Annotated in this window: 21 protein-coding genes; 13 read left to right on the top strand and 8 right to left on the bottom strand. The window is 69.6% G+C overall.

Annotated features, from left to right (window positions below):
- The first annotated feature begins 7 nt into the window (after window positions 1–7).
- From M2352_RS12805 to M2352_RS12790, 4 genes are read left to right on the top strand one after another with little or no spacing between them, the layout of a single operon-like run.
- Window positions 8–553, top strand: a complete 546-nt coding sequence (locus M2352_RS12805; protein ID WP_264664866.1) for a DUF1648 domain-containing protein — start codon at window positions 8–10, stop codon at window positions 551–553.
- A gap of 2 nt (window positions 554–555) precedes the next feature.
- Window positions 556–1,287 carry an ABC transporter ATP-binding protein gene (locus tag M2352_RS12800; RefSeq protein ID WP_264665357.1) on the top strand — a complete coding sequence of 244 codons (732 nt, stop codon included), beginning with the start codon at window positions 556–558 and terminating at the stop codon, window positions 1,285–1,287.
- Window positions 1,284–2,540: an ABC transporter permease gene (locus M2352_RS12795; protein WP_264664865.1), complete on the top strand. Its 1,257-nt coding sequence runs from the start codon at window positions 1,284–1,286 to the stop codon at window positions 2,538–2,540. Before M2352_RS12800 ends, M2352_RS12795 begins: the two co-directional genes overlap by 4 nt.
- Window positions 2,541–2,587: 47 nt before the next feature.
- The gene (locus tag M2352_RS12790; RefSeq protein WP_264664864.1) at window positions 2,588–6,640 is read left to right on the top strand and encodes an amino acid adenylation domain-containing protein; all 4,053 of its coding nucleotides are present in this window, start codon (window positions 2,588–2,590) and stop codon (window positions 6,638–6,640) included.
- A gap of 25 nt (window positions 6,641–6,665) precedes the next feature.
- On the opposite strand, the gene M2352_RS12785 is transcribed toward M2352_RS12790, so the two are convergent.
- From M2352_RS12785 to M2352_RS12765, 5 genes are read right to left on the bottom strand one after another with little or no spacing between them, the layout of a single operon-like run.
- Window positions 6,666–7,892 (bottom strand): DegT/DnrJ/EryC1/StrS family aminotransferase, encoded by a 1,227-nt coding sequence (locus M2352_RS12785; protein ID WP_264664863.1) that lies wholly within the window; start codon window positions 7,890–7,892, stop codon window positions 6,666–6,668.
- Window positions 7,876–8,301: a DMT family transporter gene (locus M2352_RS12780; RefSeq protein ID WP_264664862.1), complete on the bottom strand. Its 426-nt coding sequence runs from the start codon at window positions 8,299–8,301 to the stop codon at window positions 7,876–7,878. Before M2352_RS12780 ends, M2352_RS12785 begins: the two co-directional genes overlap by 17 nt.
- A complete protein-coding gene (locus tag M2352_RS12775) occupies window positions 8,301–8,654 on the bottom strand; it encodes a DMT family transporter (protein ID WP_264664861.1) in 354 nt (117 codons plus the stop codon). The genes M2352_RS12780 and M2352_RS12775 overlap by 1 nt, the downstream gene beginning before the upstream one ends.
- Window positions 8,655–8,664: 10 nt before the next feature.
- Window positions 8,665–9,402: a MipA/OmpV family protein gene (locus M2352_RS12770; RefSeq protein WP_264664860.1), complete on the bottom strand. Its 738-nt coding sequence runs from the start codon at window positions 9,400–9,402 to the stop codon at window positions 8,665–8,667.
- A gap of 56 nt (window positions 9,403–9,458) precedes the next feature.
- A complete protein-coding gene (locus tag M2352_RS12765) occupies window positions 9,459–10,802 on the bottom strand; it encodes an aspartate aminotransferase family protein (protein ID WP_264664859.1) in 1,344 nt (447 codons plus the stop codon).
- 361 nt (window positions 10,803–11,163) lie between these two features.
- Here M2352_RS12765 and M2352_RS12760 point away from each other — a divergent pair, with 361 nt between their 5' ends.
- From M2352_RS12760 to M2352_RS12735, 6 genes are read left to right on the top strand one after another with little or no spacing between them, the layout of a single operon-like run.
- Window positions 11,164–11,874, top strand: coding sequence for an HAD-IB family phosphatase (locus tag M2352_RS12760; RefSeq protein WP_264664858.1), 711 nt, complete (start codon window positions 11,164–11,166; stop codon window positions 11,872–11,874).
- Window positions 11,852–12,859: an arginase family protein gene (locus M2352_RS12755; RefSeq protein WP_264664857.1), complete on the top strand. Its 1,008-nt coding sequence runs from the start codon at window positions 11,852–11,854 to the stop codon at window positions 12,857–12,859. The genes M2352_RS12760 and M2352_RS12755 overlap by 23 nt, the downstream gene beginning before the upstream one ends.
- Window positions 12,856–13,719 (top strand): alpha/beta hydrolase, encoded by an 864-nt coding sequence (locus M2352_RS12750; RefSeq protein ID WP_264664856.1) that lies wholly within the window; start codon window positions 12,856–12,858, stop codon window positions 13,717–13,719. The genes M2352_RS12755 and M2352_RS12750 overlap by 4 nt, the downstream gene beginning before the upstream one ends.
- Window positions 13,709–14,857, top strand: coding sequence for a GNAT family N-acetyltransferase (locus tag M2352_RS12745; protein ID WP_264664855.1), 1,149 nt, complete (start codon window positions 13,709–13,711; stop codon window positions 14,855–14,857). Before M2352_RS12750 ends, M2352_RS12745 begins: the two co-directional genes overlap by 11 nt.
- Window positions 14,854–16,647 carry a sensor histidine kinase gene (locus M2352_RS12740; RefSeq protein ID WP_264664854.1) on the top strand — a complete coding sequence of 598 codons (1,794 nt, stop codon included), beginning with the start codon at window positions 14,854–14,856 and terminating at the stop codon, window positions 16,645–16,647. The genes M2352_RS12745 and M2352_RS12740 overlap by 4 nt, the downstream gene beginning before the upstream one ends.
- A complete protein-coding gene (locus M2352_RS12735) occupies window positions 16,644–18,011 on the top strand; it encodes a sigma-54-dependent transcriptional regulator (RefSeq protein ID WP_264664853.1) in 1,368 nt (455 codons plus the stop codon). The genes M2352_RS12740 and M2352_RS12735 overlap by 4 nt, the downstream gene beginning before the upstream one ends.
- A 725-nt stretch (window positions 18,012–18,736) precedes the next feature.
- Here M2352_RS12735 and glmS read toward each other — a convergent pair.
- Window positions 18,737–20,560, bottom strand: a complete 1,824-nt coding sequence (gene glmS, locus M2352_RS12730; protein WP_264664852.1) for a glutamine--fructose-6-phosphate transaminase (isomerizing) — start codon at window positions 20,558–20,560, stop codon at window positions 18,737–18,739.
- Window positions 20,561–20,611: 51 nt separating this feature from the next.
- A complete protein-coding gene (gene glmU / locus M2352_RS12725) occupies window positions 20,612–21,967 on the bottom strand; it encodes a bifunctional UDP-N-acetylglucosamine diphosphorylase/glucosamine-1-phosphate N-acetyltransferase GlmU (RefSeq protein ID WP_264664851.1) in 1,356 nt (451 codons plus the stop codon).
- Window positions 21,968–22,261: 294 nt separating this feature from the next.
- Between glmU and M2352_RS12720 the strand changes: the two genes are divergently transcribed.
- A complete protein-coding gene (locus M2352_RS12720) occupies window positions 22,262–22,957 on the top strand; it encodes an HAD-IA family hydrolase (protein WP_264665356.1) in 696 nt (231 codons plus the stop codon).
- A 127-nt stretch (window positions 22,958–23,084) separates the two neighbouring features.
- A complete protein-coding gene (locus tag M2352_RS12715; RefSeq protein WP_264664850.1) occupies window positions 23,085–23,657 on the top strand; it encodes a hypothetical protein in 573 nt (190 codons plus the stop codon).
- 346 nt (window positions 23,658–24,003) lie between these two features.
- Here M2352_RS12715 and M2352_RS12710 read toward each other — a convergent pair whose 3' ends face one another.
- Window positions 24,004–24,906 carry a LysR family transcriptional regulator gene (locus M2352_RS12710; protein ID WP_264664849.1) on the bottom strand — a complete coding sequence of 301 codons (903 nt, stop codon included), beginning with the start codon at window positions 24,904–24,906 and terminating at the stop codon, window positions 24,004–24,006.
- 94 nt (window positions 24,907–25,000) lie between these two features.
- On the opposite strand from M2352_RS12710, the gene M2352_RS12705 reads away from it, so the two are divergent.
- Window positions 25,001–25,843 (top strand): hypothetical protein, encoded by an 843-nt coding sequence (locus tag M2352_RS12705; protein WP_264664848.1) that lies wholly within the window; start codon window positions 25,001–25,003, stop codon window positions 25,841–25,843.
- Window positions 25,844–25,868: the final 25 nt, after the last annotated feature.

The following is a 25,868-nucleotide window of genomic DNA, read 5'->3' as shown; positions in this document are numbered from 1 at the left end:
AATCGACATGCAAACGCTGTTTCCCACACGGTTCGTTCCGGTGGTCCTCGTCACGTCCGTGGTGACGTTCGCCATGAGTTTGATTCTCTATTGGACGCTGGCGGAGCCGGTCGTCTATCACTGGAGCGCCGCGGGCGAGCCCAACCGTTCCGGCGGGCGGGGCGAGCTGCTTCTGATCGGCCTGTCGGTGCTGCTGGTCTGGCTGTTCATCGCCCTGGCGACGCGCCCGTCGCGCGTGGGCCGGTTCGACCGCGAGACGGCGGCGCTCGGCACCGCGCCCTTTGCGCTGGTTCCGGCCCTGGCCCTGCTCCATATCGGTGCCGTCAACCTTGGCTTCGGGCTGCCGGTGGGCGTCGTCCTGCTGTTCGCCGCCGGCGTGGTGCTGTGGAATCTGGCGATCGTCGCGGTGGTGGCGCGGCAGCGCCGGCACAAGCCGGACGCCGATAGCGTTTTCGACGCCGCCCCGGCCATCGCCACCGGAACCGTGCGTCTGGTGCCGGCTGCCGCCGTCGTTCTGGGCGTGCTGTGCCTGCTGCTGCCGTTGGGCGCGTGACCATGGGGACCGGCGCCGGCATGGACACCGGCATGGGCGGGGAAACGGGCGGCGGCTTTCTCCATCTCGGCGGGATACGGAAGTGTTTCCGCCAAAGCACCGGCCGCGACGTGACGGTGCTGAACGACGTCGATCTATCGGTCGCGCAGGGGGAAAGCCTGGCCATCTGCGGCCCGTCGGGGTCGGGAAAGACGACGCTGCTGGCGATCGTGGGGTTGCTGATGCGGGCCGATGCCGGAACCTACCGTCTTGACGGCGAGCCGCTGGAGGGTCTGAGCCGGGAGCGGCTCGCCGCCCTGCGCACCCGCTGCTTCGGCTTCGTCTTTCAAGACTTCCATCTCGTGCCGCACCTGCCGGTGGCCGAGAATGTCGCCATGCCCCTTCATTACGCCAAGGTCGCGGCGCCGCGGCGGCGGGGCATCGTGATGGAGGTGCTGGAGCGCGTGCAGCTTGCCGAGCTGGCCGGGGCCTTTCCCTCCCAACTGTCGGGGGGGCAGAAGCAGCGGGTCGCCCTGGCCCGCGCCCTCATCAACGATCCCAAGGTTCTGCTGGCCGACGAACCGACCGGCAACCTGGACCCGGACACCGGGCAGGCGGTCTTCGATCTGATCGCCGAGCGCAACCGGGCGGGCACGACGACGATCATCGTGACCCACAACCCGGCCATCGCCGCCCAATGCGGCCGGGCCATCTCGGTCAGCGGCGGCCGGATCGCGGAGATGCCGCGGGAATGACGGGCGCCTTCGTTTCCTTTCGCCATTACCTGAGCTATTTCCGGCGCGAGCTGGCGATCTGCGTCGTCGGGACCGCGCTGTCCGTCGCACTGGTTCTGACCATCGCGACGCTGCTGGACGCGGCGGTGATCTCGATCCGGGGCCAGTTCGACGCGCTTGGCCGCAACACGCTGTCGATCATCCCCCATCTGGACAACCGCCACATCCAGGGCGGGCCGCCGCCCAAGCTGACGGCGGGCGACATGGCCGCCATCGAAAGCCGGATCGGCGGGCTGTCCTTCGTGGTGCCGTCCCTGCGCGTCAACAGTTACCGGCCGGTGGATCTGCGGTGGGGCGTGCGGCGGCTGGCGACCACGATCCTGGCGACCGAGGAGGATTACCGCCGCATCCTGGCCATGGACATGGCCGATGGCCGGTTCCTGTCGGCTGTGGACGCGGCCAGGCACAGCCGCGTCGCCGTCGTCGGCAGCGACGTGCCGCCGCTGCTGGGCATGACGGCCCCGGTGGTCGGGCGCGACGTGGAGATCGCCGGCCAGCTTTTCCTGATCGTCGGCGTCATGCAGCCCCAATCCCAGCTTACCCAGTCCGGCCGCAACAATTTCGTGCTGATCCCCTTCGACGTCGGCCGCTCGCTGATCGTCGCCAAGGGGGAACCGAACATCGAGATCATCGCCCAGGTGGCCCAGCCCGGAGCCACCGATCACGTCGCAACGCAAATCGCCCAGCTGCTGCGCCTGCGCCACGAGGTGGCGACCCAGGCCGAGGACGACTTCCTGATCGTGAAGTCGGAAGGGCTGATCGGGCGTTACGAACGCTTTTCACAGGGGCTTTACACCCTGTTCGGCAGCATCATCGCAACGTGCCTGCTCGTCGCGGGGTTCAACGTTTCCGGCGGCATCACCGTCATCGTGCTCCAGCGCATCCCCGAGATCGGCATCCGCAAGGCCTTGGGCGCGCGCGACCGCGACATCCTGGTGACCCTGATGGGTGAGGTGTCGGTGCTGCTCACGGCGGCGGCGCTGATGGGCGTTCTGCTCGGCTTCGTCACCGCTCATGTCGCCGGGCTGGTGTTTCCCGTGCTGGTGCTGTCCTTCGACCCGGCGGTGGCCGCCGCCACCGCCGCCGCCGCCGTGCTGACCGGCCTGGCCGGCGCGGCGGTTCCCGTGCGCGCGGCGGCGCGGCTGGAGCCGATGAGCGCGCTCAAGGGAACCCGCGACCTCATGCGCCGCGGCCCCTTCCGCGGGGGCGAGTGACCCTCTGTTCCCCCCGTTCCGACCCATACACCACAAGGCCACGGCCCATGCCCCAGCATCTCGACGCCCTTGCGTTACCGGCCATGGCGCCGCCCCGGTCCGCCCCGCTGCCGTTGCTGGAGGCCCAGCTCGGCCTGTGGTACGCGCAGCGGCTTGAGCCGGACAATCCGGCCTTCAACACCGCCCATTGCATCGAGATCGATGGCCGGCTGGAGATTGCCGCCCTTGCGTGGGCGGTTCGTACGGCGCTGGGCGAGGCGGACGGCCTGACGGTGCGCTTCGGCGAGAGCGACGGTGAACCGTTCCAGTGGACCGGCGCCCCCGTGCCGGAGCTTGGCGTCGTCGATCTGTGCGCCGCCCCCGATCCGGCGGCGGCAGCCGAGGCCGCGATGGCGCGCGATCTGGCGACGCCGCTCGATCCCACCCGCGATCCGCTGGTGCGGGAGACGCTGTTCATCCTCGGCCCCGGCCGGCATGTCTGGTACCAGCGCATCCATCATCTGGTGATCGACGGCTATGGCTTCGATCTGCTGACGCGGCGCATCGCCGGTCTCTACACCGCGCGGTTGACCGGCGATGCGCCGGGGCCGGCCCTGTCGCCCTATGGGGATCTGCTGGCCGAGGATGCCGCCTACCGCCTGTCCGAGCGGCGCAGGGCGGACCGGGCCTATTGGCTGGAGGTCTTGGGGAGCCGCCCGCCGGGAAAAGGGCCGATGAGGGGGCTTGAGGCGGGAATGGCGCCGGACCCGGCATCGCACGGACCTTTGGCGCTGCGGTGCGACGCGGCGCTGGACGATCTCGGCGCCGGGGCGCTCGACCGGCTGGCGGCGGCGGCTGGCGTGGGCTGGCCCGATGCGCTGGTGGCCCTGGTGGCCGCCTATGTCCGCCGCCATCTCGGCGAGGGGGGCGATGACGGGGAGAGTGGCGGAGACGGCGCGGCCATGGTCGGGGTTCCCCATATGAACCGTTTCGGCTCGGTGGCGTCGGGGACGCCCGCGACGGTGATGAACGTCCTGCCGGTGTGGCTGCCCATCGACGAGGACGCACCGTTGCCCGGCTTCGTCGCTGAGGCCGCGCGTCATCTCCGGCTGGCCCGGCGGCATGGGCGTTACCGCAGCGAACAGGTGCGCCGCGATCTTCGGCTGTTCGGCCCGGACCGGCGCCTCTATGGGCCGATCATCAACGTCGTGCCCTTCGATGGGCCGCCGGTCCTGCCCCAGGCGGTGACCCGGCTGCGGATTCTGGGCAGCGGGCCGGTGGAGGATCTCACCATCACCCTGCGGGCCGACAGCCGGGGCCGGAACCTGCGCCTGCGGGTCGAGGCCAACCCGCACCGCTACGCCGCCGCCGCGGCCGCCGTGCATGCCTGCCGTCTGGCCCGCTTCCTGGAAACGGCGGTTGCGGCGCCGCGGCTGGCGGAGGTGCCGACGCTGACGCCGGAGGAGCATCGCCGCTGGACCATCGGCATCAACGACACCGCCCATCCGGTCGCGGAGCGGACCTTGACCGATCTGATCGGGGCGGCGCTGGCGCGGTCACCGGACGCCGTGGCGCTGACCTTCGGCGGTATCGCCCTCAGCAACCGGGCGTTCGCCTGTGCGGTGGAACGGCTGGCGCGGCGGCTGGCGGCGGCGGGGGTGCGGCGCGGGGATGTCGTGGGTGTCGCCCTGCCGCGCTCGCCGGACCTCGTGGTGGCGCTGGCCGCGGTCCTGCGGGTGGGGGCGGCCTATCTGCCCATCGACCCCGACCATCCGCCGGGCCGCATCGCCCGTATTCTTGGCGAGGCCCGGCCTCGGCTGATCCTCGGCGATGCCGCTTCGGCATCCCGCCTGCCGCCGGACATCCCCGTCCTGCGCCCGGACGGCCCCGGCGGTGGAATGGACGTGCCCATCGAGCCGCCGCAGCCGGAGGATGCCGCCTATATCCTCTACACCTCCGGGTCCACGGGCGTGCCCAAAGGCGTGGTGACCGAGCACCGCGCCATCGTGAACCGGCTGGAATGGATGCGCACCCGTTATGCCATCGGCCCGGACGACCGCATCCTGCAAAAGACCCCGGCCACCTTCGACGTTTCGGTGTGGGAATTCTTCCTTCCCCTGATCGCCGGGGCCACCCTGGTGGTCGCCCCGCCGTCGGCCCACAAGGATCCCGCCTGGATCGCGCGCCTGCTGCGGGAGGAGCGGATCACCACCGTGCATTTCGTGCCCTCGATGCTGGCGCTGTTCCTGTCGGAGCCGTCGGCCGAGGGCATTGTTCTGCGCCGGGTCTTCTGCAGCGGGGAGGAACTGCCCGCCGTGCTGCGCGACCGCTTTCACCGGACGGCCGTGGGCGAATTGCACAACCTCTATGGCCCGACCGAGGCGGCCATCGACGTCACCCACTGGGCCGCGTCCCCCGGCGACCGGTCGGTGCCGGTTCCCATCGGGCATCCGGTGTGGAACACCGCCCTGTACGTGCTCGACCGCCGCCTGCGGCCTGTGCCGCCGGGGGTGGCCGGTGACCTCTACATCGCCGGACGCCAGGTGGCGCGCGGCTATCTCAACCGCCCGGCCCTGACGGCGGAACGGTTTTCCGGCGATCCGTTTGCCCCCCCTGGCCCGTCCGGCGGGGCGCGCATGTACCGCACCGGCGACATCGCCCGCCGCCGGGCGGATGGGGCGCTGGAGTTTCTCGGGCGCTCGGACCATCAGGTCAAGCTGCGCGGGATGCGCATCGAGCTGGGCGACATCGAAGCGGCGGTCCACGCCGCCGGTCCGGCCGGCCCCCTGGCCGTCATCCTGCGGGAGGATCATCCGGGCGGCCCGCGTCTGGTCGCCTATGTCACGCCCGCTTCCGCCGGCGCAGCGATCGACCCGGCGGCTTTGCAGATGCGTCTTGCGGCCCATCTTCCCGAGCCCCTCATTCCCGCGATCGTGGTGCTGCCGGCCTTGCCGCTCACCGCAAACGGCAAGCTGGACCGGACCGCCCTGCCGCCGCCCGGACGCGCTGCCGCCGCCGGGCGGCGTCCGCCGGCGACCGACACCGAACGGCGTCTGGTTCAGCTCTTCACCGAGCTTCTCGCCCCGCCGGATGCGTGCGGCGGGATCGGTGCCGACGATGATTTCTTCCGGCTGGGCGGGCATTCGCTGCTGGCGGCGCGGGCGATCCAGCGGATCCGCGCGGCATGGCCGGTGACGGTCGGGCTCGGCGCGCTGTTCGCCCACCCGACCCCGGCCCGCCTCGCCGCGCATCTGGACACGCTGTGCGGTGCGCGGCGTCCCGGTGCCCCGGATGCCGGCGGCGGGCCGGGGCCGGGTGGGCGTGAGGGGCTGGATGTCGTGCTCCCTCTGGTGGAGGGGGGAGGGGAGGGCGCGCCGCCGGTCTTCTGCATCCATCCGGCGGGCGGCATCGGCTGGTGCTATGTCGGGCTGGGGCGGGCCATCGGGGCGGGGCGGGCGGTGTACGGCGTGCAGGCGCGCGGCCTGGATCCGGCGCAGCCCCTGCCCGCCGGCCTGACGGAGATGGCCGCCGACTACCTCGCGCAGATCCGGGCGATCCAGCCGCGCGGCCCCTGTCATCTGGTGGGCTGGTCGGCCGGCGGCATCATTGCCCACGAGATGGCGGTGCAGTTGGCCGCCGCGGGGGGGCTGCCCGGTGCGCTGGTCCTGCTGGACGCCTATCCGTGCGACTGTTGGCGCCACGCGCCGGAGCCGGATGAGTCAGCGGCTCTCAAGGCTCTGCTGCTCATCGCCGGGCTTGACCCGCCGCCCGCGCCGGCCCGTGCGGAGACCATCGCGCGGCTGCGGGCCGCCGGCCACCCGCTGGCGGATTTGCCCGACGCCGTTCTGGCCGGCATCACGCGGTCGATGCTGCACACCAACCGTCTGGTCCGGCGCCACCATCACCGGCGTTTTCCGGGAACGTTGCTGCACGTCCGCGCGGCCCTGGAGGATGGGGGCAACGTTCTCGACCCGCGCCGGTGGGAGCCGTATGCCGGCGGGGTCGAGCGTCTCGACCTTCCCCATCGGCACGGGCAGCTTCTGGGGGCGGAGGCCACGCGGCGGCTCGTGCCGGTGCTGCGGGATTGGCTTGCCCGGTGTGATCGGCTTGGGGCGGGTTGAACCTTTCCTTCAGGACCGGCGTCACTCACAGCGCCCGTTCGAGGCGGCCGCAGATGGCTGCGAAGTCTTGCTCCGACATCCAGGGGGAATTCCCGATGGTCAGGGTGGTATCGGCAAGCGATGCGGCGTTGGGAACGGCCTCCTGCGGCACCAGCCCGCGGAGGAAACCGTAACCGGGCAAGGCGTGGACGAAAAGGCGCGAAACACCCAGCCCCGCCGGCCACAACACGGCCAGCGCCCGGTCACGGGCCGCCCGGTCCGGCATGCGGACCAGCAGGAACGGCCAGACACCCCGGCCACCCGGCCCATCGCCGAAGACATGAAGCCCGGTGACGGCCCGCAGCCGCTCCACCCGCCGGTGGGCACGCTCCGCCGCCGCGTCCAGAAACGTGCCCAACCGCCGGATGGCGGAACGGCCCACCCGCTGCCGCCACGCGCCGACGCGATGCAGGGGGATGTCCCGGCTGAACGCGTCGCCCGCCGCCGCAACCGGGTCACCCCGCCGCAGCGACCGCCGCACCCCGGCGCCGTAGGCGAAGGGAAGCAGCCCCGGACGATAGGCGGCGGCGTATCCCGCAAGCTGGAGCGCCCGCAGCGCCTCCCGCCAGGGGGCGGCGGGCAGCAGCGTCTGTGCCGTCCGGCGCATCTCGGCCCGCAACGCCGGCTCCCGCACGTGGAGAAGGCCGCCTTCGAACAGCGTCAGCCCCTTGCCCACCGCCAAGCTGAAAAGGCCGAAATCGCCGTCGGTGCCCACGATGCCCGCCGCCGTGCGGGCGCCGAACGCCTGGGCGGCGTCCTCGATCACCCAGGCCCCCGCCGCGCGGGCGATGGCCGCCGCCGTGGCCACATCGGCAACGCGCCCGGCCAGATGGGTGGGAACGACGGCCAGCGTGTCCGCCCCGCACAGGCGGCGCAGGGCAGCGGGATCCAGATCCAGGCTGCCGGGCGCCAGATCACAGAGAACGGGATCGAGGCCGCAATGGGCAACGGCAATCGCCACCAGGGGACAGGTGTAGGCGGGCACCACCACCTGCCGGCGCGCGCTGAACCGCCGCAGGGTGGTCAGTATGACCACCAGCGCCGCCGTCCCCGAACAGGTGAGCAGCAGGTCATCGACGCCGAGAAAACGGGCGGCATCCCGCGCGAAATCCGGCGGCGTGCGCGTGACCGCGGCCCCGAGCAGGTCTTTCCAGCCCAGGGGCAGGCCGGCGGTGGGCGGCAACTCGCGGAACGGGTTAGGCCGGTCCGGCATGGGCCTCGTCCCCATGGGCGCCATCCCCATGGGCTTCATCCCCATGGGCTTCATCCAGGGCCAGGCACAGGATGCCCGACAGGATCCCCAAAGCTCCCAGCATCTGCCACGCGCCGATCCGTTCGCCGAACAGCACGGCGGCAAAGGGCAGGATCACGACCACCTCCAAATGCGATGCGGCAAAGGCCGGGCCGATCGGTGCGTGCTTGAGCAGCGACATCCAGGTGAAGAAGGCGCCGATATAGCCCAGAAGCGCCAGAAAGACCGCCGGCTGCCCCAGCACCCGCAGCAGCCACCCGGCGTCGGGCGACACCGGCAGCGCCGCAAGGGCGGCGTATTTGAACCCAAGCTGCGCCATGATGTCGAAGCCGAGCAGGCACAGAAATCCGATGACGAGACCGCGGCGCATCAGCTTCCCACCCCCACGGCCGCCACACCGGCGGCGACAAGCAGAATCCCGGCCAGCCGCAGGCGGGTGATCCGTTCCGCGAACAGCAGCCGCCCGGCGACCATGATGAGGACGATGTTGATCGACCCCAGCAAAACCCCCTCCGACAGCGGGACCAGCGACAGGAACGCCAGCCACGCCACGAATTCCCCCACATAAAAGGCGATGCCGGCCCACAGCCACGGGTCCGCCGCCATGGCGGTCCAGCGGTCCAGCCCGTCGCCGGGCACGGTCGCCGCCTTCTTGAAGGCCAATTGGCCGCCGGTGTCGCACAGGATGTTCATCGCCCAGATGAGATAGGCAAGCGTGCTCATACGGCCCCCGTCATGGCGTGAGGACCAGGAAAAGGCCCCCCGATGTCTGATCCCGCCGGCCCCCGTCGCGGACCAGGGAGGACGAGCCGGCATCGCCGGTCAGGCGCCCCCAGGAAGCGGTGCCGCGCAGCGACCAGTGATCCGACAGCCCGACGGCGGCGTTGGCCTCCAGCCCGGCCATGTACAGCCCGCCCCCCGGCTGGGAGACGGCAAGCCCGGTCGCCGCCGCCTGCTTCGCATCGACGCCCAGGTTCTTCTGAAGGAAGGCCCGGTTGCCCATCTTGACGAACGGTCCCACCACGATGCCCTGCTGGCTGGCCGGGTCGCCGAAGGGGATCGACAGCGTTGCCCGCGCTTCCAGCAGGGCGCCGCCATACCCGCCGATGTCCCTGGTCCCGATGAGGTCGAGGGCGGCGGGACCGGCCTCGTAGGCCGCGAAGCCGCCCAGTTCCCCGGCATCGGCGATGCCGCCCAGCCCGCGCAGCCGCATGGGCAGGGAGCCGCGGCTCCGCCCCGGACGGTAGCGCGCAATCGGCCCAAGGCTGAAGCCACCGGCGCGCAGCACCGTGTAGCGGATGCCGTCCGCGGCGTCGATGGACACATCCCGCCCGATCTCGGCGTTGAAAGAGGGGGCCGGCGACACCTCCATCCCCCGCGCTCCCAGATAGGAGGGGGACGCCACCGCACCGCCGCCGAGGGAGAGCGTTGTGCCCTCCGGCAGCCCGGGAAAACCCGCCGTCTGCGCCATGGCCGGTCCCCCGGCCATGAGCGCGAGAACGGCGGCGGACCGGAAAAGCCCCCCCCTCACGCGACGAGCATCGCGGTCAGCGTGGACCGTGCCGCGTCCAGCGTGCGGTCCACGTCGTCCTCGGTGTGGGCGAAGGACACGAACAGGTTTTCATAGGCGCCGGGGTGGAAGAGAACACCTCGTTCCAGCATCCCTTCCCACCAGAGCCGGAAGGCGGCGTGGTCGGCGTGGCGCACCGCATCCCGGTAGCTGCGGATCGGGTGTTCGGAGAACCAGAGCTGGAAGACCGGCCCCAGCCCGACGACGTGGGCCGGAACGCGCAGGTCGTGGACCAGCCGCGCCAATCCTTCGCGCAGCCGGTCGGACACGGCGTAGAGCCGTTCGTACATCCCCGGCCGGGCCAGCTCGTCCAGCGTGGCGTTGGCGGCGGAGACGGCGATGCCGTTGGCGTTGTAGGTGCCGGCGATCGACACCGTTCCCGTTTCCACCAGCGCCATGATGTCGCTCCGGCCCCCCATGGCCGCCACGGGGAAGCCGCCGCCCAGACCCTTGGCGAACACCGACAGGTCGGGCGTCACCCCGTAATGGCCCTGGGCGCCGCCCAGCCCGATGCGGAACCCGGTGATCACCTCGTCCAGGATCATCAGGACGCCGTGCTTGCGGGTCAGGTCGCGCATGGCCTCCAGATAGCCGGGTTCGGGCAGGATGCAGCCGGTGTTGCACATGATCGGTTCGCTCAGCACGGCGGCGATCCGGCTGCCTTCGCGTTCCAGCGTGTCGCGCAGGGCGTCCACGTCGTTCCACGGCAGGATGATGAGGGAATCCCCCACCCCCTGGGGCATGCCCGGCCCCTGCGGCACCGCCACCGGCGCCTTATCGTCGCCCGCGGTGGCCAGGCTGGGGTGCTTGCTCCAGTAAACCCCGTCGGAAAAGCCGTGGTACATGCCTTCGAACCGCACCAGCTTGGGCCGCCCGGTGAAGGCGCGGGCAAGGCGGACGGCGTACAGCACGGCCTCGGTGCCGGTGTTGCAGAGGCGGACCCGCTCCAGGCTGGGCACGGCGGCGGTGATCTTCTCGGCGAGGCTGATTTCCTCGGCGCAGGGCAGGGCGAAGACCGTGCCCCGCTGTTCGATGAAATCCACGACCGCCTGCGTCACCGCCGGGGGGCGATGGCCCAGCAGCATCGGGCCGAGACCGAGCAGATAGTCGATGTATTCGTTGCCATCCACGTCGGTCACGCGCGAGCCGGTCCCGTGGTCCACGAACAGGGGATAAGGATCCCAACCCGACCACGTGGCGCGTGCCGTGCTGTTCACCCCGCCGGGAATGAGGGTGCGGGCCTTGTCGAACAATGCGGCGCTGCGGCACGTGCGGTCCGGCCGCTGGTAGGTTGACGTCATGGGTAGTGTGCCTGCTGTGGCTTGAGAATCCGGTGCCGGCCGCCGTCGGCCAGCACCGCTTCCTTTGCACACCCCGTTCCACCCGGCGCCAAGGGAGGTGCCGCGGCTGGTTTCCACGCATCGGAGGCGTTCCGCGGGTCTGGAGGAGCACCCCGTTTCCTCCCCCAAACGGGGGGATCTACAAAATTTGTAGCTTCGGGGTACCCCGTTTGGCGCCATTGCCGCCGACGTTCCCCCTCTCCCACGGGGGCGAGAGGGGGATGACGCCGGCTGTGCGGGCGCTGGCGCAGCTTTTGCTTATACGGGGGGATGGCGCCGGTTCCTGCACGGCGCGATGACACCGAAAGACAGTCCCTTGCCCATGCCCCTTCACCTTTTCATCGACTTCGACGGCACCATCTCGGAAGAGGATACGACCGACCTGCTTCTCCAGCGCTTTGCCGACCCGGAATGGGAGGCGGTGGAGGAGGCGTGGCTGCGCGGTGCGATCGGGTCGCGTGAATGCATGTCCCGTCAGGTCGGCCTGCTGCGCGTGACGCCCGCGGCGCTGGAAGGGTTCCTCGACGGCATCCGCGTCGATCCGGCCTTTGCGGGCTTCATGGCTCTGTGCCGGCGGTACGGCGTGCCGGTCACCATCCTGTCGGACGGGCTGGACCGGGTGGCGCGGGGCGTGCTGGACCGGATCGGGGTCGATGCGCCGGTGGTGTCCAACCGTCTGAGCTGGCAGGGGGGGGACCGCTGGCGGCTGGATTTCCCCCACGCCCGCGCCGACTGCGCCAGCGCTGCCGGAAACTGCAAATGCGCCCGCGTCTGGCCGGATGTGCCGCGGCCGGCGCTGGGACCGGCGTCGGTGCTGATCGGCGACGGGCGGTCGGATTTCTGTGCCGCCGGGGCCGCCGGCCTCGTTTTCGCCAAGGGCAAGCTGGCGGCCCATTGCCGGGAGCGCGCCATTCCCCACACCGCATTCGCGGGCTTCGCCGATCTGATCCCCCTGTTCCAGCGGATGCTGGACCACACGGCCCCGGTGCCGGCCACCCTGGGAGACGCGGATGCCCGACGGCACGTCCACTGAGGACCGGGGTGGTGCGGCGGCGGTCCGGGCGGTGCTGATCGACCTCGACGGTGCGGTGCCGGACCAGCCGGAGGTGCAGCGGCGTCTGGCCGCCGGCACCATGACGCGCATCGATGCGCGGGATCTGGCGGCCCGCTTGCGCATCGTCGCCAGCCGTGGGGCGCTGGCCGATCTGCGCGGGCGGATCGAGCGTGCCTTTCCCCTGGCGGACGGGCCGCCGCCGCTGATCTTTTACGGGTCCGGCGATTTTCACCATCTGGCGGCCCTGTTCCTCAGCGCGCTGAGCGGGCCGTTGATGGTGCTGCACATCGACAATCATCCCGACTGGACGACCTTTCCGGCGACCTGGAACTGCGGCTCCTGGGTCAACCGGGCGCTGGAGCTGCCGGGGGTCCGGCGGGTGGTGACCATCGGCCCGGCCAGCGGCGATCTCGACCGCCCCCAATGGTCGTTCGCCAATCTGGACGCCATCCGCCGCGGCACGCTGGAGGTTCACCCGTGGCGGGCGCCGTCCAGCCGGCTGTGGGGCCGCCGGATCGACGCCCCCGGCTGCACCACGGTGAAGGGGCGCCTTGTCTGGCACTGCCTGGAAGGGCAGCGGTGGGAGGATTTCATCGTCGCGCTGGATCGGCGGCTGCCGCAACTGCCGGTCTGGGTCTCGCTCGACAAGGACGCGCTGGTGCCGGCGGACGCGGTGACCAACTGGGACCAGGGCGGGCTGACGCTGGATGCGGTGCTGGCGCTGATCCGGTGTCTGGCGGGGCGGCGCCCGCTGCTGGGCATGGATGTGTGCGGGGACCACTCGCCCCCCGCCTTTTCCGATCCGTTCCGGGCGCTGCTGTCGGCCACGGACCGTCCGGTCCTGCCGGCGGCCAGCCCGGACGCGGCCCGCGCCGTCAATGGCCGGACCAACGCGCGCATTATGGAGGCCGCCGACGACATGGCGGCGAAAGGGCTATGGGCGAAAGGGCCAGGGGTGCCATGACCGTCGATCGGACAATCTTTCTTCCCGGTTCCGGCACCGGGCACCAGCGTCTGGGCATTCTGCTCATCCACGGGCTGGGCGGCACGCCGGTGGAGATGAAGACGCTGGGCCGCCGGCTTCAGGAAAGCGGGGCGACGGTGCTGTGCTGCCAGCTTGCCGGCCATTGCGGAACCGCCGGGGATCTCAAGGCCACCGGCTGGCGCGACTGGTACGCCAGCGTGGAGGCCGGTCTGGCCCGGCTGGAGGCGGTTTGCGACACGGTGGTGGTGGGCGGGCTTTCCATGGGCGCCCTGCTGGCCGCCCGTCTGGCCTGGGGACAGCCGCAACGGGTGGGCGGTCTGGTGATGCTGGCGCCGACGCTGCGGTACGACGGCTGGGCGATCCCCTGGTACAGCTTTCTGCTGAAGCTGCTCATCAACACGCCGATCGGCCAGCGCTATTCCTTCGTCGAGCATGAACCCTATGGGGTGAAGGACGCCCGCATCCGGGCGCTGGTGGTGCGCGCCATGAACAGCGGCGATTCCGCCGGCGCCGGGCTGTTGTCCACGCCGTCCCAGGCGATTCAGGAGATGTGGCGCCTGACCGCCGATCTGAAACCGCGCCTGCCCGAGATCCGCCAGCCGACGCTGCTGATCCACGCGCGCGAGGATGACACGGCCAGCCTGTCCAACGCCTTTTATCTTCAGCGCCGGCTGGGCGGACGGGTGGATGCGCTGGTGCTGGAGGATTCCTACCATCTCATCACCGTGGATCGGCAGCGGGATGTGGTCGCCCGGCGGGTCGCCGCGTTTCTGGCGTCGCTGGCCGCGGGGCTGCCCGCCCCCGCCTTCCACCGGGAGGAAGCGGTCAATGAACGCTGAGCCGGCGCTCCGCGCGGCCATCGTGCCCGGCGTGGGCGCCTTGCCCGCCGAGGACTGGACCGCGTGTTTTCCCGGCGAGGCCGAGGGCTGGGACTATTACCGCGCCTGCGGCAACGACCGGGCGGCGGCGGTGTTCGATGACCGCGGGCTGGTGCTGGGGGCGCCGCTTTTCCGCATGGAATACCGGCTGGACACGCCGTTGCAGGGCCGTGCCGCCGCGGTGGCCCAGCGGCTGGGCGATGCCGTGCCGGGGCTGATGCGCTGGGGGATGCTGGGGGTGGGGTCGCCGCTGACCGAACGCTGCCATGTGGCGGTGCGGCCCGGACTGTCCCCGCAAGACCGCGCCCGCGCCCTCGCGGCGCTGCTGGCGCTGCTGGAGGCGGAGGCGGCGCGGACGGGTGACCGGCTCGTCGTCTTCAAGGATGTGGCGGAACCGGACGCCGGCTGGCTGGCCCCGGTCCTGGGCGCGCACCGTTACGCCGCGGTCGGCAGCCTGCCGGTTGCCGTGCTGGATCTGGGCGGGTGTGACGCGGCGGGCTATCTGGCCAGCCTGTCGCCGGCGACGCGCAAAGACCTGAAGCGCAAGCTGAAAAGCCGCGCGTCGGTGCGGATCGAACACCGCAGCGGGATCGACGGCATCGCCGCCGAGATCGACGCCCTCTATGAGAGCACGCGGCAAAACAGCCAGGTGCGCTATGGCGAGTTCGAGGATCTGCCGGACGGTTATTTCCAGAACGTCGCCCGCATGCAGCCCGGACGGACCCGGTTCGTCCTGTATTGGGTGGGGGACCGTCTGGCCGCCTTCAACCTCCTTCTTTTGCAGCCGGACCGGGTGATCGACAAATTCCTCGGCATGGCGTATCCGTTGGCGCGGGAGCACAATCTCTACGCCGTGAGCTGGATGGAGAACGTTCGTTTCGCGATGGAATCCCATCGCCCCCTGTTGCAGGTGGGGCAGACGGCCTACGCCTCGAAACTGCGTTTCGGCAGCCGTCTGGCACCGTCCACGAATTTCGTCCAGTGCCGCAACGGGGTTTTGAACCGGATCATCCGCGGGGCTGCACCCTGGCTCGCCCTTGACCGCTGGGATCCGGATCTCCGGGCTTTCCGGTCCCGCCGCCCGGACCGGGCGTCATGACCGGCACCACCGTGCCCGCCCCGCCCAAGGCGCTCCGGGCGGTGAACCGGCCGGGGCGGTTCGCGCTGTTCGGCGGGATGACGTTGCGGTGGCGGCTGGTGATCGCGTTCCTGTCGGTCAGCGCCTTTCCGGTTCTGATGGCAAGCCTCGTCGTGGCCGACCTGATCGCCGGCCTGTTCAGCGAAAGCATGGAGCATTGGCTCCAGGATGCGTCGCTGTTCGTGACGCAGCGCCTCATCGACGAGCAGGTGGACGCCAAGCAGGCCGTAACGATCATTGCCGCCAGCCTGGGCAATGATACCGGCGATCTTGAAAAAAAGATCATGGAAATGTCGGCCAATCTCCTCGCCTCGGTCGGTTATGACGCCGTGGCGATCTACGATGATGCCGGACAGATCCTGTACAGCCATGGGGCCATCGGCGATGGGCGCTGGCTGCCCCGCTCGCGCCAGAACCGGTTCTTCGTGTTCAAGGACCAGGACCGTCCGATCCTGCTGCTGGGGGCCGTGAAGCGGTTTCAGAGGAACGGCCAGACCTATCGCATCTTTGTCGGCGACCGCTGGGACGGCACCGTGGTCAACATGGGGGAAACCAACCCCAACCTGCGGGTCCAGGTCTTTGCCGTCACCGACGGTCAGGTGGCCACGCTGAACCCCGGCGGCGGGGAAGCGGCGCAGCTTCCCGGCGGTGTGCTGGAGAAATTCTCCGCCGGGATGCCGAGCGTGACCGCCAAGATGTTCGAAACCGACCGCATGGCCACCGGCTTTGCGGCGCTGCGTGACAACGACGGCAGTCTGGTGGGCGTCGTCGCCTGCCGGATGACCGACCAGCTCACGCTTCTGTCCCACGTCCGCACGCTCGAACTCTTCGTTCTGCTGGCGGGGATCGCCGGGGCGCTGTCCCTGGTGGTGGCGCTCTCGTTGTCGAAGCTGATTTCCCGTCCTCTCAGCCGCTTGACCCAGGCGCTGCGGCGCGTTCACGAAGGCGACTATTCCACCCGCGTTGCGGTGGAAGGCGGGCGAGAACTGGTCCAGCTCGCCACCGGCTTCAACGACATGACCGAGCAGCTCGAAACCCTGCGCCGCCGGGAGGCGCTGGTGCGCCGCCGGGAGAAACTGGCGGTGCTGGGCGAGGCGGCGGCGGTGATGGCCCATGAAATCCGCAACCCGCTCGGCATCATCAAGACGTCGAGCCAGGTTCTGCGCATGAAGTTCCAGTTGCCGCAGGCATCCGAACGGCTGATCAGCTTCGTGCTCGACGAGGTGGGGCGGATCGAGAAGCTGGTGCAGGAACTCCTGGACTACGCCCAGCCCAAGACGATTGCCCGCCTTCCCGTCGATATCGGGGCCGAACTGCACACGGTGCTGGAGTTCACCGCCCCCGAACTGGCGCAGCGGCGCATCGCCGTCCAGACCGCATGGCCCACGGGCAGGGCCGTGGCGATGGGCGACGCCACGCGGCTGCATCAGGCCTTCCTGAACATCCTGCTGAACGCCATGGACGCCATGCCCGACGGCGGAACCCTGACGGTGGCCGTGGCGCGCGAGGATGGCGACATCGTGGTCACCATCGGCGACACCGGCGCCGGCGTCTCCACCGAGGTTCAGGACCGCATCTTCGATCCCTTCGTGACCACCAAACCGCGGGGCACGGGGCTTGGTCTGGCGCGCGTGCGCGACGTCATGGAACAGCATGGCGGCAGCATCCACTTCGACAGCCTGCCGGGTGTCGGCACCACCTTCACCCTGCGCCTTCCCATGGTTCCCGGCAGTGAGGGAGATCCACGGTGATTCTGATCGTCGATGATGAGGTCCGGTTGGCCGAGGTGGTTGCCGACGCCCTGGAGGTCCGTGGTTTCCGGGCGCATTTCGTCGATTCGGCCGCAGCCGCCTTGACGTGGATCGATGACAATCCGGTGAGCCTCGTCCTGTCGGACCTGCGCATGCCGGGCATGGACGGGCGGGAGTTCCTGCGCCTTTTGCAGGCGGCGCGGCCGGAAATCCCCGTGGTCATCATCACCGCCTATGCCTCGGTGCCGGATGCGGTGGCGCTGGTGCGCGACGGGGCCTTCGACTACATCTCCAAGCCGTTCGAAATCGAGGATCTGGTCGCAACCATCGGGCGCGCCCTGAAGCTGCGGGAGGCGGAGGCGGAAAACCTCCGCCTGCGCGAAGAGCTGAGGGAAAAATATGATTTCGGCAGCCTCATCGGCACGAGCACCCCGTTCCAGCTTGTCCTGAAGCAGATCACGGAGGTGTGCGACAGCCGGGCCAGCGTCCTGTTGCAAGGGGAAAGCGGGACCGGGAAGGAACTGATCGCCCGCGCCGTTCACGACAACAGCCAGCGGCGCAACAAGCCCTTCATCGCCGTCAACTGTGCGGCGATCCCGGAAAGCCTGATGGAAAGCGAGCTGTTCGGCCATGTGAAGGGGGCGTTCACCGGCGCCGTCTTCACCCGCGAGGGCCGCTTCGCGGCGGCGGACGGCGGCACCCTTTTCCTGGACGAAATCGGCGACATGCCGCTGCCGCTGCAAGCCAAGGTGCTGCGCGCGATCCAGGAACAGACGTTCGAGAAGGTGGGCAGCACGCGGTCCCAGACCGTTGACATCCGCTTCATCGCCGCCACCCACCGCGACCTGCGCCGGGAGGTGGAGCGGGGGGCCTTCCGGGACGATCTCTATTACCGTCTGAACGTGTTTCCGATCCATGTGCCGTCGCTGCGGGACCGCAAGGACGATCTGGACATGCTGGCGGCCCACATTCTGGCGCGGCACGCCGCCGCCATGGGAAAGCGGCTGACCGGGTTCACCCGTCCGGCCGCCGCTGCGATGGCGGCCTATCATTGGCCCGGCAACGTGCGTGAATTGCAGAATTGCGTGGAACGGGCGGTGATCGTCGCGCGCGGCGCGATGGTCGATGTGGGCGACCTGCCGCAGTACATCTTCGAAGGGCGCCCGAAGATCGCGCAGGCGTCGGGCTTTCCCATCGATCTGGATTCCGAGTTGGAACGGATCGAGCGAAAGATCGTGACCGATGCCCTTCACGAAAGCGGCGGCGTTCAGGCCAGTGCCGCCAAGAAACTGGGCATCACGGAACGCAGCCTGTGGCACCGGGTCAAGAAGCTCAGCATCCGTATTACGCGAAAAGCCGAATGATTCCCCGTGCAGGAAGGATGGTGTCGCCGGTCGGCCTGGATCGCCAGGTTTTTGGACAAATGTTGGTATCAAAATACGAATAGCGGCGAGATTGATGAAGGTGAGGAAGGAAGAGTGGGGCTTGTCATAACGAATTGCGACCCACATCATCTGTTTAATTTTTTACTATCCTTGTAGGCATCCGTGTCAAAATCTGGCTTTGTCTTGCGGGTTTGGTTGGGATTGAATGCCGGTCCTTTCCACGATCCGTTGGGTGATCGATCGGTCGAGGGGAAATTGCTCGCGGATGCCGCGAACGCTGTCGGCCCAATCGAGCAGGAGGAAGAGATCGTGCTCGATGTCGGACAGCAGATGATGGACCCGGCCCGTCTTGAGGCCGTGCGGCCGATGGGAGCGTCCGCTGGAAGAACGTCAAGGACGGTAAGCCAGGGCTTGTACGCCCCCCCCGCCCGGTCCCGCGCCCTTCCTTGTGGAAGCGCGTGATCTTGTCTTCGTCGAAACCGTACCGATTGCGAGCCATGCCCGCCCCCATGGGTGCGCTTCCTTATTCAAGGATACGCCCCCATGGGAGTTCTGCAAAGCTTAACCACGTGCAAACTTTTTTGTTCGGCCTGGGCGTGGAAAGGCAGGCGTCAGGAGCAGACTATTTTGTCCATGTGCAGACTTTATTGTCCATGAGCAAACATTTTTGTCCGCGGACACCGGCGTAACCGCCCGGCGCACCCTCACTCCACCGTGACACTCTTGGCCAAATTCCGCGGCTGGTCCACATCCGTGCCCTTCAGCACGGCGGTGTGATACGCCAGCAACTGCACCGGGATGGCGTAGAGCAGCGGGGCCACCAGCGGGTCGCAGGCGGGGAGTTCAACCGACCAGCGGACCTTGTCCTTCAGCTTGTCGATACCCTTGGAATCCGCCAGAAGCAGCACCTTGCCCGACCGTGCGCACACCTCCTGCACGTTCGACACCACCTTCTCGAACAACCCGTCCGACGGCACCAGAACGATCACCGGAACGGAATCGTCGATCAGCGCGATGGGCCCGTGCTTCAGTTCGCCCGCCGCGTAACCCTCGGCGTGGATGTAGCTGATTTCCTTCAGCTTCAAGGCGCCTTCCAGCGCCAGCGGGTACATGGCGCCGCGGCCCAGGTACAGCACGTCGCGGGCCTCCGACACCTCCGCCGCCAGTTCCTTCAGGCGCTCGTCGTGGGCCAGAACCTCGGCGGCGCGGGCGGGGACTTCGCGCAACGCGCGGGCGATCTCCTGCATCCGTTCGGTGGAAATGGCGCCGCGGGCGTGCGCCACCGACACCGCCAGACAGGCCAGAGTCGTCAACTGCGTCGTGAACGCCTTGGTGGAGGCCACGCCGATTTCCGGCCCGGCCAGCGTCATCAGCACCGCGTCCGATTCCCGCGCGATGGTGCTTTCCGGCACGTTCACCACCGACAGGATCTTCTGGCCCTGGCGTTTGCAGTAGCGCAGGGCCTCCAGCGTATCCAGCGTCTCGCCCGACTGGGAGATGAACAGCGCCACCCCGCCCTCGGGCAGCGGCGCCTCGCGGTAGCGGAATTCCGAGGCGATGTCGATGTCCACCGGCAGCCGCGCCAGCGTCTCGAACCAGTATTTCGCCACCAGACCGGCGTAATACGCCGTGCCGCAGGCGACGATGGTCAGGCGCGTGGCACGGGAAATGTCGAAGGGCAGGTCGGGCAGGGTCACCCGCGCCGTTTCCGGGTTGATGTAGGAATTCAGCGTGTCGCCGATCACCTGCGGCTGCTCATAGATTTCCTTGAGCATGTAGTGGCGATAGCCGTCCTTGCCGATCAGGGCACCCGACACCGCCGTGGTCTTGACCGGGCGGTCCACCACCGTGTCGGTGGCATCGTGGACGGTGCAGCGCTCCCGCGTCATCACCACCCAGTCGCCGTCCTCCAGATAGCAGATGCGGTTGGTCAGCGGCGCCAGCGCGAAGGCGTCGGAGGCCAGATACATCTCCCCCTCGCCGTATCCCACCGCCAGCGGCGTGCCGTGGCGCGCACCGATCATCAGGTCGTGCTCGCCGGCGAAGATCAGCACCAGGGCGAAGGCGCCGGTGAAGCGCTTGAAGGAGGCCGAGGCCGCATCCACCGGGGTCATGCCCTGGTTCAGATAGTGGGTGACCAGATGGACGATCACCTCGGTGTCCGTGGCGCTTTCGAACGCGTGGCCGTGGGCGATCAGCTCGTCCTTCAGCTCCTGATAGTTCTCGATGATGCCGTTGTGGACCACGGCCACGCGGGGGGTCGCGTGGGGGTGGGCGTTGTTCTCGGTGGGGCCGCCGTGGGTCGCCCAGCGCGTATGACCGATGCCGACGATGCCGGGCAGCGGGTTTTCGCGCAGCTTGGCGTCCAGGTTCAGCAGCTTGCCTTCCGCCCGTCGCCGGTCGATGTGGCCGTTGATGAGCGTTGCCACGCCCGCGCTGTCATAGCCGCGGTATTCCAGCCGGCGCAGTCCCTCCACCAGACGGGGGGCCGCGTCGCGGGTGCCGATGATGCCGATGATGCCGCACATGTCGAACCGTTCTCCGTTACTGGTCGGGAAAGGGGGCCTGGTCCGGCCCGGTCACGCCTTACGGCTCTTCTCGTCTTGCTTCTGCGCGCGGAACCGCGCGGCCCATCCGGGCAGGGTGGCCTGCCGCCCGCGGGCCACGGCCATGGCGTCGGCGGGCACGTCGCCGGTGATCGTGCTGCCGGCCCCGACGATGGCCCCGTCACCCACGGTGACCGGTGCCACCAGCGCCGTGTTCGACCCGATGAAGGCGCCGGCGCCGATGTCGGTCCTGTGCTTGAAATAGCCGTCGTAGTTGCAGGTGATGGTGCCGGCGCCGATGTTGGCCCTGGCCCCCACCCGCGCATCGCCGATGTAGGTCAGGTGGTTGACCTTGGCCCCCGCTTCGATCCGCGCGTTCTTGATTTCCACGAAATTGCCGATGTGGGCGTCCGGCCCGATCTCGGCACCGGGGCGCAGGCGGGCGTAGGGGCCGATGACGGCGCCGTCGGCCACCGTCACATCCTCGAAATGGCAGAAGGGCTTGATCTCCACCCGGTCGCCCACGGTCACGCCGGGGCCGAACACCACGTGTTGCCCGACCACCACGTCGCGGCCCAGCACGGTGTCGTGGGAGAAAGAGACCGTCTGCGGGTCGGCCAGGGTGGCACCGTTGATCATGGCGGCGGTGCGCAGGCGGTTTTGCAGGATGCGCTCCACCTCCGCCAGTTCGGCGCGGGAATTGACGCCCAGCACCTCCGACGTGTCGTCCACCTCCACCACCGCGCAGGCCATGCCGAGGGCGCGGGCGATCTCCACAGCGTCGGTCAGGTAATATTCGCCCTTGGCGTTGGCGTTGCCGATGCGCCCGATGATGCCGCCCATCCGCGCCCCGTCGAACGCCATCAGCCCGGCGTTGCACAGGGTGACCGCGCGTTCCTCCGCCGTGGCGTCCAGATGCTCGACGATGCGGTCCAGACCGCCATCGGCGTTCAGGATCAGCCGGCCATAGCCGTGGGGATTGGCAGGGCGCATGCCCAGCACCACCACTGCCGGGGCCTCGGGGCCATTCAGTGCCGCCGTCATCTTCTCCAGCGTGGCGGGGGTGACCAGCGGCGTGTCGCCGTACAGCACCACCACGTTGCCGTCGAAACCGCCCAGCAGCGGCAGGCCGGCGCGCACGGCGTCGGCGGTTCCCTGCTGCTGCCGCTGCACGGCGGTGGGAGCGGGGGCGACGGCGGCGGCCACGTCGTCCATGCCCGGCCCGACCACCACGGCCACCCGTTCCGGTTCCAGCGCCGCGACGGTGGCCAGCACGTGGCCGACCATGGGCCGCCCGGCCACCTTGTGCAGCACCTTGGGCAGATCGGACTTCATGCGGGTGCCCTTGCCGGCGGCAAGGATGACGCAGGCGAGCGGACGGCGGGTCATGCGGCTTCCTGATGCTGGTGCGGACGAAAACGAACGAAACATGGGACGCCGGGCGGCGGCTGGCCCGGACCCACATTTTTCTGTGTGCCACATCGGCCCGCCGCCGCCCAAGTCAACTTTTGTGACGGAGTGAAATAGTGAAAACCTCGCCAAAAGGATAGCGGGCTTGTTCTTTGGCGGGGCTGCTATCCCCATTTCGCCCATCATCCCGTGATCCGGCGGGTTGAGGGGCGGGGCGGGGGGTGGTACGACAGTCCCGGTCCGATCCCTGCCACCGCCCGCCCCGTGAGCGCCATGTCCCTGGATTCCGCCGCCCTTCCGTCCGCCGCCCTTCCGTCCGCCTTGGTGTTCGATTTCGACGGAACGCTGATCGACAGCGTGCCCGACATCACCCAGGCGCTGAACGAGACCCTGGCCCATTTCGGGCGGCGGGCGCTGACGGTGGACGACGTGCGCACCATGGTGGGCGACGGGTCGGGGCAGTTGCTGCGCGCCGCCTTCGCCGCCACCGGTGCCGCCCTGTCCGACGGACAGGTGCCGGCGGTGCTGCAGCATTACACCGACACCTATTTCAGCCATTCGGCGGAACCGTCGTGCCTGTACCCCGGCGTGGTCGATACCCTGACGCGGCTGCACGCCGCCGGCGTCAAGCTGGGGCTGTGCACCAACAAGCCCGAGCGCATCGCGCGCAAGCTGGTGGGGCTGCTGGGGCTGGGCCACCTGTTGCCGGTGGTGGCGGGGGGCGACACGCTGCCGGTGCGCAAGCCCGACGGCGCCCCGGTGGCGTGGGTGATGGAAAAGCTGGGCGCCACCGCCGCGGTGATGGTGGGTGACGGGCGCAACGACGTGCTGTCGGCCCGTGCCGTCGGCATCCCGGTGGTGGCGGTCAGCTACGGCTATCCGCGCATGCCGGTGTCGGAGCTGGGCGCCGACATCATCATCGACCGTTTTGCCGACCTGCCCGGCGCGCTGGCCCGTCTGCCGGCCTGATCCCCCGGCTTGATCCCCCCGGTTTGATCCCCCCGGTTTGATCCCCCCGGTTTGATCATGGTGGAACCGGGGCGGCCCTCCGCCCGTTTCGTCCCGCATGGGACGAACGCAGGGGGAGGGCGCCCGCATGGCCGAGACCGAGACCGATTCCCTGGCCCGCCTGACGCCGGAGGAGGTGGCCTTCCTGCTGGGCGGCGGGCTGGAGGAGGGGCTGTCGCCCCAGGAAAAGCGTGCCGCCCGCTTTGCCCGCGCCAACGCCGTCCGCACCGCCCGCCGGGCCGCCGACCCGGATTTCGCCGAACGTCTGCGGGCGGGCGAACGGGAACGGCAGGCCCGCCACCGCGCCGCCCAGCGCGCCGGCCACCCCGCAGCACCCCCGCCGCCGGCCGCCGCCGCCGTGCTGCCCCCCATCCCGGTGCGCGAGGCTGCCCGCCGGCTGGCCGAGCACCTGCGGGCCGACCCCTCCCGTCAGGCGCAGCAGTTGCGCGGGCGGGCCGATCTGGTCCAGCGCTACCTGGACGGGTTCGTGGTCTATCAGCACCTGTCCGCCGGTGGACGCCGCCCGACCCGCGGCGCCCTGGCCGAGGGCATGCGCCATCTGGCCGGGGTGGAGCTGACACCGTCGCAGGTGCAGAAGCTGCGCGACCATATCGAAGGGTTCGCCCGTCCCGGCGGCCCCTGGCACCCCGATAGGGGGTAATCCCTGTTTCGATGGCCGATACGGAGTGTCACACTGCGGAGATTGTTGCTTAACGCTTGGTTAAGGAAGCGGTTAATCGGGACTTAACAAAACCAAGCCTTACAGAGGGGCGTCGTCCTGAAGATACGCGATGCGTGACGCACTGTATCGCCCGTGTCGGTGATGGTATCGGAAGAAGACATCCGTTCGTATTTCTCAAAAGGAGTATGCCTTTTGTGACCAGTCATATTTACCTTCGCTTAAGAGTTCTATGAGAAAACAATTCTCGACACGAACGCTTCTTGGTTCCGTGTTCCTCCCTGACCTCGGGGCCGCCATCAACGGGCGGCCCTTTTTCTTTGTGGTCTCAGGGCGAAGTCAGCCCCTCCAGCAGCGGGCGTTCCCCGGCGAAGGCCGCGGCCATGAAATCCAGGAAGGCGCGCACCCGGCCCATGTGCCGCAGATCCTCGTGCGTCAGCAGCCACAGCGCCGATCCGACGCCGGGCACCGGCGGGCCCAGCCGGCGCAGGGCGGGGTCGCGTCCGGCCAGCCCGCAGGGCAGCAGCCCCAGCCCGGCCCCGGCCCGCACCGCCTCCACCGCCAGCGCCACGGAATTCACCCGCTGGACCACGCGCGCCTCGGGGTATGTGTGTTGCCGCCACAGGCCGATGGCGGTATGGGCGAAGGATTCGTCCAGATCCACCCAGCGGTGGGCGGCCGGATCCTCTCCCCCGCCGGCCTTTGCCAGATAGCCCGCGGCGCCGTAAACCGCAAAGGCCAGACCCGACACCGCCCGGCCCACCAGATTGTCCGGCGGGCGGTTGGTGGAGCGGATGGCCACGTCCGCCTCCCGCCGGGTCAGGCTCAGGGACGCCTCCGCCGTCATCAGGTCCACCCGCAGGTCGGGATAACGGTCGTGGAACGCCGCCAGATGCCGCGGCAGCACGTGCAGTGCCACGATGTCGATGGTGGTCACCCGCACCGTCCCGCGCAACTGCGCGTCCCGCCCGGACAACAGGCGGTTGGCGGCGGCCATCTCTTCCTCCACCCGCTGGGCGACGCGGGTCATCTCGTCGCCTGCGGCGGTCAGGACGTAGCCGCCGGGCAGCTTGTCGAAAAGCCGGGCGCCCATGGTCTGTTCCAGCGCCGTCACCCGCCGCAGCACGGTGGAGTGGTTCACCCCCAGAACCCGCGCCGCCGCCGACAGCGACCCGTGGCGGGCCACCGCCAGCAGATAACGCAGGTCGTCCCAGCTCTCCCGCTCGTTCATGCAGATCCTTTCGGCAAAGATGGGGAATTCACGCTCATAAGAGCACAGGTTAACCCTTGGGGGAACGGTTCACCTTTTCGATCCGGTGCCTGCGATGACCGAGCTTCTCCACGATCCCTTCATCCAATCCAGCCTGTTGCCCCTGCTGCTCGCCCTGCTGGCGGTGGGCGTCCTGCACCGCCTGTGGAAGCCGCTGGCCGCCGCGGCGGTGGGGGCGGTGTTCCTGGGCGTCTTCGCCCTGGTGGTCGGGGTGCCCGCTTTGCCGCCGCCGTCCAGCCTGGGCAAGCTGTTCTGGGCGTCCGCCGCCGGTCTGGTTCTGGGCGCCGGCCTGGATCTTGCCGGGGTGAAGGGGCGCGGCGGGGCCGCGGTCCTGTCCCTGTGGCTGGTGGCCGCACTGGTATGGATCGCGCTGCCGGCACTCGACGGGCCGAGCGCCGGGGTGACGCTGGCGGTGCTGGCGGCGGGGGGCGTGGCCTTCCTGTTCGGTTCCGGCACCGGTGCCGGTGCCGGTGGATCCGGGCCGGTGGGCGGGGCGGCGCTGCTGCTGGCGCTGTCGCTTGCCATCGGCGGCACGGCGCTGATCGGCTCCTCCGCCTCCATCGCGCAGATGGCGCTGGCGCTGGCCGCGGCGGCGGGCGGGTTCCTGCTGTGGAACTGGCCGGTGGCCCGGCACGTGTGGGGGCAGGCGGGGCGGGCGGCGCTGGGCGTTGCCGTGCTGCTGGCCGGCGTGCTGGCCCTGTTCACCCAGACGCAAGGGGCGGTGCTGCTGCTGACCCTGCCGGCGGTGCTGGCGGGCCGGGTGCGGCTGCCGCTGGCCGACACCGCCGTGGGCCGCGCCGCGGGGGCCGCCGTGGTGACCGTTCTGACCCTGATCCCGGCGCTGGCGGCCATCGGTGCCGCCTATGCGCTCAGCGGCGGCGAACCGTCGCCTTATTGACCCGACATTCACCTCATTCCCGAAA

It is taken from the genome of Azospirillum fermentarium, from assembly GCF_025961205.1.
Lineage (GTDB): Bacteria > Pseudomonadota > Alphaproteobacteria > Azospirillales > Azospirillaceae > Azospirillum > Azospirillum fermentarium.
This window is presented reverse-complemented; position numbering and strand designations above follow the sequence as displayed.

Coding starts and splice junctions, on each gene's coding strand:
- M2352_RS12780 (WP_264664862.1), bottom strand. CDS start 8,301: ATGCGCCGCGGTCTCGTCATCGGATTTCTGTGCCTGCTCGGCTTCGAC.
- M2352_RS12805 (WP_264664866.1), top strand. CDS start 8: ATGCAAACGCTGTTTCCCACACGGTTCGTTCCGGTGGTCCTCGTCACG.
- M2352_RS12715 (WP_264664850.1), top strand. CDS start 23,085: ATGGCCGAGACCGAGACCGATTCCCTGGCCCGCCTGACGCCGGAGGAG.
- M2352_RS12765 (WP_264664859.1), bottom strand. CDS start 10,802: ATGACGTCAACCTACCAGCGGCCGGACCGCACGTGCCGCAGCGCCGCA.
- M2352_RS12775 (WP_264664861.1), bottom strand. CDS start 8,654: ATGAGCACGCTTGCCTATCTCATCTGGGCGATGAACATCCTGTGCGAC.
- M2352_RS12745 (WP_264664855.1), top strand. CDS start 13,709: ATGAACGCTGAGCCGGCGCTCCGCGCGGCCATCGTGCCCGGCGTGGGC.
- M2352_RS12760 (WP_264664858.1), top strand. CDS start 11,164: ATGCCCCTTCACCTTTTCATCGACTTCGACGGCACCATCTCGGAAGAG.
- M2352_RS12750 (WP_264664856.1), top strand. CDS start 12,856: ATGACCGTCGATCGGACAATCTTTCTTCCCGGTTCCGGCACCGGGCAC.
- M2352_RS12795 (WP_264664865.1), top strand. CDS start 1,284: ATGACGGGCGCCTTCGTTTCCTTTCGCCATTACCTGAGCTATTTCCGG.
- M2352_RS12770 (WP_264664860.1), bottom strand. CDS start 9,402: ATGGCGCAGACGGCGGGTTTTCCCGGGCTGCCGGAGGGCACAACGCTC.
- glmU (WP_264664851.1), bottom strand. CDS start 21,967: ATGACCCGCCGTCCGCTCGCCTGCGTCATCCTTGCCGCCGGCAAGGGC.
- M2352_RS12755 (WP_264664857.1), top strand. CDS start 11,852: ATGCCCGACGGCACGTCCACTGAGGACCGGGGTGGTGCGGCGGCGGTC.
- M2352_RS12800 (WP_264665357.1), top strand. CDS start 556: ATGGGGACCGGCGCCGGCATGGACACCGGCATGGGCGGGGAAACGGGC.
- M2352_RS12720 (WP_264665356.1), top strand. CDS start 22,262: ATGTCCCTGGATTCCGCCGCCCTTCCGTCCGCCGCCCTTCCGTCCGCC.
- M2352_RS12785 (WP_264664863.1), bottom strand. CDS start 7,892: ATGCCGGACCGGCCTAACCCGTTCCGCGAGTTGCCGCCCACCGCCGGC.
- M2352_RS12740 (WP_264664854.1), top strand. CDS start 14,854: ATGACCGGCACCACCGTGCCCGCCCCGCCCAAGGCGCTCCGGGCGGTG.
- M2352_RS12710 (WP_264664849.1), bottom strand. CDS start 24,906: ATGAACGAGCGGGAGAGCTGGGACGACCTGCGTTATCTGCTGGCGGTG.
- M2352_RS12790 (WP_264664864.1), top strand. CDS start 2,588: ATGCCCCAGCATCTCGACGCCCTTGCGTTACCGGCCATGGCGCCGCCC.
- glmS (WP_264664852.1), bottom strand. CDS start 20,560: ATGTGCGGCATCATCGGCATCATCGGCACCCGCGACGCGGCCCCCCGT.
- M2352_RS12705 (WP_264664848.1), top strand. CDS start 25,001: ATGACCGAGCTTCTCCACGATCCCTTCATCCAATCCAGCCTGTTGCCC.